Genomic DNA, 5,317 nt, shown 5'->3' with positions numbered 1-5,317 from the left:
CAAGAGATTCCTTTGGAAAACATTTATAACAACAAAGCAAGTCAGTAATGATTTGTTCTGTCAGTTTCAAACTTGTGGTTGGTCCGCCCATTCCGGCGGTCAGTCACACTAGATGTGCCGGATGTTCGCATCCGTGCAATCAAACATTTACGGAGAGTTTGATCCTGGCTCAGGACGAACGCTGGCGGCGTGCTTAACACATGCAAGTCGAACGATGATGGAGAGCTTGCTCTTCGGATTAGTGGCGAACGGGTGAGTAACACGTGAGCAATCTGCCCTTGACTCTGGGATAAGCGTTGGAAACGACGTCTAATACCGGATACGACCTTGGAAGGCATCTTCTTTGGTGGAAAGAATTTTGGTCAGGGATGAGCTCGCGGCCTATCAGCTAGTTGGTGAGGTAATGGCTCACCAAGGCGACGACGGGTAGCCGGCCTGAGAGGGTGACCGGCCACACTGGGACTGAGACACGGCCCAGACTCCTACGGGAGGCAGCAGTGGGGAATATTGCACAATGGGCGAAAGCCTGATGCAGCAACGCCGCGTGAGGGACGACGGCCTTCGGGTTGTAAACCTCTTTTAGTAGGGAAGAAGCGAAAGTGACGGTACCTGCAGAAAAAGCACCGGCTAACTACGTGCCAGCAGCCGCGGTAATACGTAGGGTGCAAGCGTTGTCCGGAATTATTGGGCGTAAAGAGCTCGTAGGCGGTTTGTCGCGTCTGCTGTGAAAACCCGAGGCTCAACCTCGGGCCTGCAGTGGGTACGGGCAGACTAGAGTGCGGTAGGGGAGATTGGAATTCCTGGTGTAGCGGTGGAATGCGCAGATATCAGGAGGAACACCAATGGCGAAGGCAGATCTCTGGGCCGTAACTGACGCTGAGGAGCGAAAGCATGGGGAGCGAACAGGATTAGATACCCTGGTAGTCCATGCCGTAAACGTTGGGAACTAGATGTGGGGACCATTCCACGGTCTCCGTGTCGCAGCTAACGCATTAAGTTCCCCGCCTGGGGAGTACGGCCGCAAGGCTAAAACTCAAAGGAATTGACGGGGGCCCGCACAAGCGGCGGAGCATGCGGATTAATTCGATGCAACGCGAAGAACCTTACCAAGGCTTGACATATAGAGGAAACGGCTGGAAACAGTCGCCCCGCAAGGTCTCTATACAGGTGGTGCATGGTTGTCGTCAGCTCGTGTCGTGAGATGTTGGGTTAAGTCCCGCAACGAGCGCAACCCTCGTCCTATGTTGCCAGCACGTAATGGTGGGAACTCATGGGATACTGCCGGGGTCAACTCGGAGGAAGGTGGGGATGACGTCAAATCATCATGCCCCTTATGTCTTGGGCTTCACGCATGCTACAATGGCCGGTACAAAGGGCTGCAATACCGCAAGGTGGAGCGAATCCCAAAAAGCCGGTCTCAGTTCGGATTGAGGTCTGCAACTCGACCTCATGAAGTCGGAGTCGCTAGTAATCGCAGATCAGCAACGCTGCGGTGAATACGTTCCCGGGCCTTGTACACACCGCCCGTCAAGTCATGAAAGTCGGTAACACCCGAAGCCGGTGGCCTAACCCTCACGGGAAGGAGCTGTCGAAGGTGGGATCGGTGATTAGGACTAAGTCGTAACAAGGTAGCCGTACCGGAAGGTGCGGCTGGATCACCTCCTTTCTAAGGAGCACAGCACCTCTCCTCTGTATACAGGGAGATCACAGGTGCCAAGCCATACGGAGACGAATGTTCTTCGATGGCGCTCATGGGTGGAACATTGACATTGATGCAGGTCTAGAACGTTGGATCCCGGTACGCTCGCTTGTTGTTTACAGCAGGGGAGTTGGAAAGGGTGTTTCGTCGAGGGTTTGCATATTGCACGCTGTTGGGTCCTGAGGGACCGGAACATTCCTGGCTTTTAGCCGGCGGATGAACTGTTCCTCTGGACCTTTTCTCAGTCACATCAATCGTGGCTGGGTGAGGGTACCGCCCGTACTTTGAGAACTACACAGTGGACGCGAGCATCTTAAATTTGAACCCTTCGGGGTCAAATTACAAAGATCTATTTATAGATCATTGGTCAATTTCGATCGTGAGACTCTTTGAGTCTTTCGATTCTTAATCGATTCAAACTCATGTGATTTCAAATTTCTAAGAGCAAACGGTGAATGCCTTGGCATGTAGAGCCGAAGAAGGACGTAGTAATCTGCGATAAGCCTCGGGGAGTTGATAAACGAACTGTGATCCGAGGATGTCCGAATGGGGAAACCCCGCCAGGCCCGTAAGGTGACCTGGTGACTCCCGCCTGAATATATAGGGCGGGTAGAGGGAACGTGGGGAAGTGAAACATCTCAGTACCCACAGGAAGAGAAAACAATAGTGATTCCGTTAGTAGTGGCGAGCGAACCCGGAAGAGGCTAAACCGATCATGTGTGATAGCCGGCAGGCGTTGCATGGTCGGGGTTGCGGGACTTTTCTGCTGATTCTGCCGAACAGTGAACGTTACAGATTTGTATAGACGAACAGGATTGAAAGCCTGGTCATAGAGGGTGCGAACCCCGTAGTCGAAATGCAGTGATGGCGTGAAGAGTATCCCAAGTAGCACGGGGCCCGAGAAATCCCGTGTGAATCTGTCAGGACCACCTGATAAGCCTAAATACTCCTACATGACCGATAGTGAACAAGTACCGTGAGGGAAAGGTGAAAAGTACCCCGGGAGGGGAGTGAAATAGTACCTGAAACCGTTTGCTTACAAACCGTTGGAGCAGCCTTGTTGCTGTGACAGCGTGCCTTTTGAAGAATGAGCCTGCGAGTTAGTGATATGTGGCGAGCTTAACCCGAGAGGGGAATGCGTAGCGAAAGCGAGTCTGAATAGGGCGATTCAGTCGCATGTCCTAGACCCGAAGCGAAGTGATCTATCCATGGCCAGGTTGAAGCGACGGTAAGACGTCGTGGAGGACCGAACCCACTTCAGTTGAAAATGGAGGGGATGAGCTGTGGATAGGGGTGAAAGGCCAATCAAACTTCGTGATAGCTGGTTCTCTCCGAAATGCATTTAGGTGCAGCGTTGCGTGTTTCTTGCCGGAGGTAGAGCTACTGGATGGCCGATGGGGCCTAAAAGCTTACTGACGTCAGCCAAACTCCGAATGCCGGTAAGTGAGAGCGCAGCAGTGAGACGGTGGGGGATAAGCTTCATCGTCGAGAGGGAAACAACCCAGACCACCAACTAAGGTCCCAAAGCGCGTGCTAAGTGGGAAAGGATGTGGAGTTGCACAGACAACCAGGAGGTTGGCTTAGAAGCAGCCACCCTTGAAAGAGTGCGTAATAGCTCACTGGTCAAGTGATTCCGCGCCGACAATGTAACGGGGCTCAAGCACGCCACCGAAGTTGTGGCATTGATATTTTTGGTAAGCCGCACACTTGTTGTGTTGGTTCAGCCGTGTTGATGGGTAGGAGAGCGTCGTGTGGCCAGCGAAGCGGCGGTGTAAACCAGCCGTGGAGGCTACACGAGTGAGAATGCAGGCATGAGTAGCGAAAGACGGGTGAGAAACCCGTCCTCCGAAAGATCAAGGTTTCCAGGGCCAGGCTAATCCGCCCTGGGTAAGTCGGGACCTAAGGCGAGGCCGACAGGCGTAGTCGATGGACAACGGGTTTATATTCCCGTACTGGCGAAAAACCGTCCAAGCTAATCCAGTAATGCTAAGCATCTGAATCCCACTGACCGGAGCCTTCGGGCCGAGGGGGTGGGCCTAGCGTGCGACCCTATGCTGGTGCGGTTAGCGTATTAACAGGTGTGACGCAGGAAGGTAGCTGAGCCGGGCGATGGTTGTCCCGGTCTAAGGATGTAGGCCGAGAGATAGGCAAATCCGTCTCTCATATAAGGCTGAGACCCGATGGGTAGCCCGTAAGGGCGAAATCAGTGATCCTATGCTGCCAAGAAAAGCATCGACGCGAGGTTTTAGTCACCCGTACCCCAAACCGACTCAGGTGATCAGGTAGAGAATACTAAGGAGATCGAGAGAATCGTGGTTAAGGAACTCGGCAAAATGCCCCCGTAACTTCGGGAGAAGGGGGGCCGGAGGCGTGAAGGGATTTACTCCTGGAGCGTTCGAAGGCCGCAGAGACCAGTGGGAAGCGACTGTTTACTAAAAACACAGGTCCGTGCCAAGTCGCAAGACGATGTATACGGACTGACGCCTGCCCGGTGCTGGAAGGTTAAGAGGAACGGTTAGCCGCAAGGCGAAGCTGAGAATTTAAGCCCCAGTAAACGGCGGTGGTAACTATAACCATCCTAAGGTAGCGAAATTCCTTGTCGGGTAAGTTCCGACCTGCACGAATGGCGTAACGACTTCCCAGCTGTCTCAACCGCGAACTCGGCGAAATTGCATTACGAGTAAAGATGCTCGTTACGCGCAGCAGGACGGAAAGACCCCGTGACCTTTACTACAGCTTGGTATTGGTGTTCGGTGTGGCTTGTGTAGGATAGGTGGGAGACTTTGAAGCTTGGACGCTAGTTCAGGTGGAGTCAACGTTGAAATACCACTCTGGTCATATTGGATATCTAACTTCGAACCGTGATCCGGTTCAGGGACAGTGCCTGGTGGGTAGTTTAACTGGGGCGGTTGCCTCCTAAAAAGTAACGGAGGCGCCCAAAGGTTCCCTCAACCTGGTTGGCAATCAGGTGTCGAGTGTAAGTGCACAAGGGAGCTTGACTGTGAGACTGACAAGTCGAGCAGGGACGAAAGTCGGGACTAGTGATCCGGCAGTGGCTTGTGGAAGCGCTGTCGCTCAACGGATAAAAGGTACCTCGGGGATAACAGGCTGATCTTGCCCAAGAGTCCATATCGACGGCATGGTTTGGCACCTCGATGTCGGCTCGTCGCATCCTGGGGCTGGAGTAGGTCCCAAGGGTTGGGCTGTTCGCCCATTAAAGCGGTACGCGAGCTGGGTTTAGAACGTCGTGAGACAGTTCGGTCCCTATCCGCTGCGCGCGCAGGAAATTTGAGAAGATCTATCCCTAGTACGAGAGGACCGGGATGGACGAACCTCTGGTGTGTCAGTTGTTCCGCCAGGAGCACCGCTGATTAGCTACGTTCGGAACGGATAACCGCTGAAAGCATCTAAGCGGGAAGCCGGCTTCGAGATGAGATTTCCATCCCTTCGGGGGAGAGGCTCGCAGCTAGACTACTGCGTTGATAGGCCGGATGTGGAAGAGGGGACTAAAGACCCTTGGAGCTGACCGGTACTAATAAGCCAATAATTTGATAACACACCAGTTTGAATAAGCTGCAAGCGTCCACTATGTGGTTCTCGACGTACGGTCGAGAACAA

Annotated in this window: 2 rRNA genes; both read left to right on the top strand. The window is 53.4% G+C overall.

From position 1 onward, the window contains the following. Positions 1–146: 146 nt before the first annotated feature. Positions 147–1,666, top strand: a 16S ribosomal RNA gene (locus tag E3O44_RS04780). A gap of 461 nt (positions 1,667–2,127) precedes the next feature. Continuing rightward, positions 2,128–5,255, top strand: a 23S ribosomal RNA gene (locus E3O44_RS04775). The 16S and 23S rRNA genes sit together here, the layout of an rRNA operon. The last annotated feature ends 62 nt before the right edge of the window (positions 5,256–5,317 follow it).

Origin of the sequence: Cryobacterium algoricola, from assembly GCF_004402485.1 — a bacterium.
Lineage (GTDB): Bacteria > Actinomycetota > Actinomycetes > Actinomycetales > Microbacteriaceae > Cryobacterium > Cryobacterium algoricola.
This window is presented reverse-complemented; position numbering and strand designations above follow the sequence as displayed.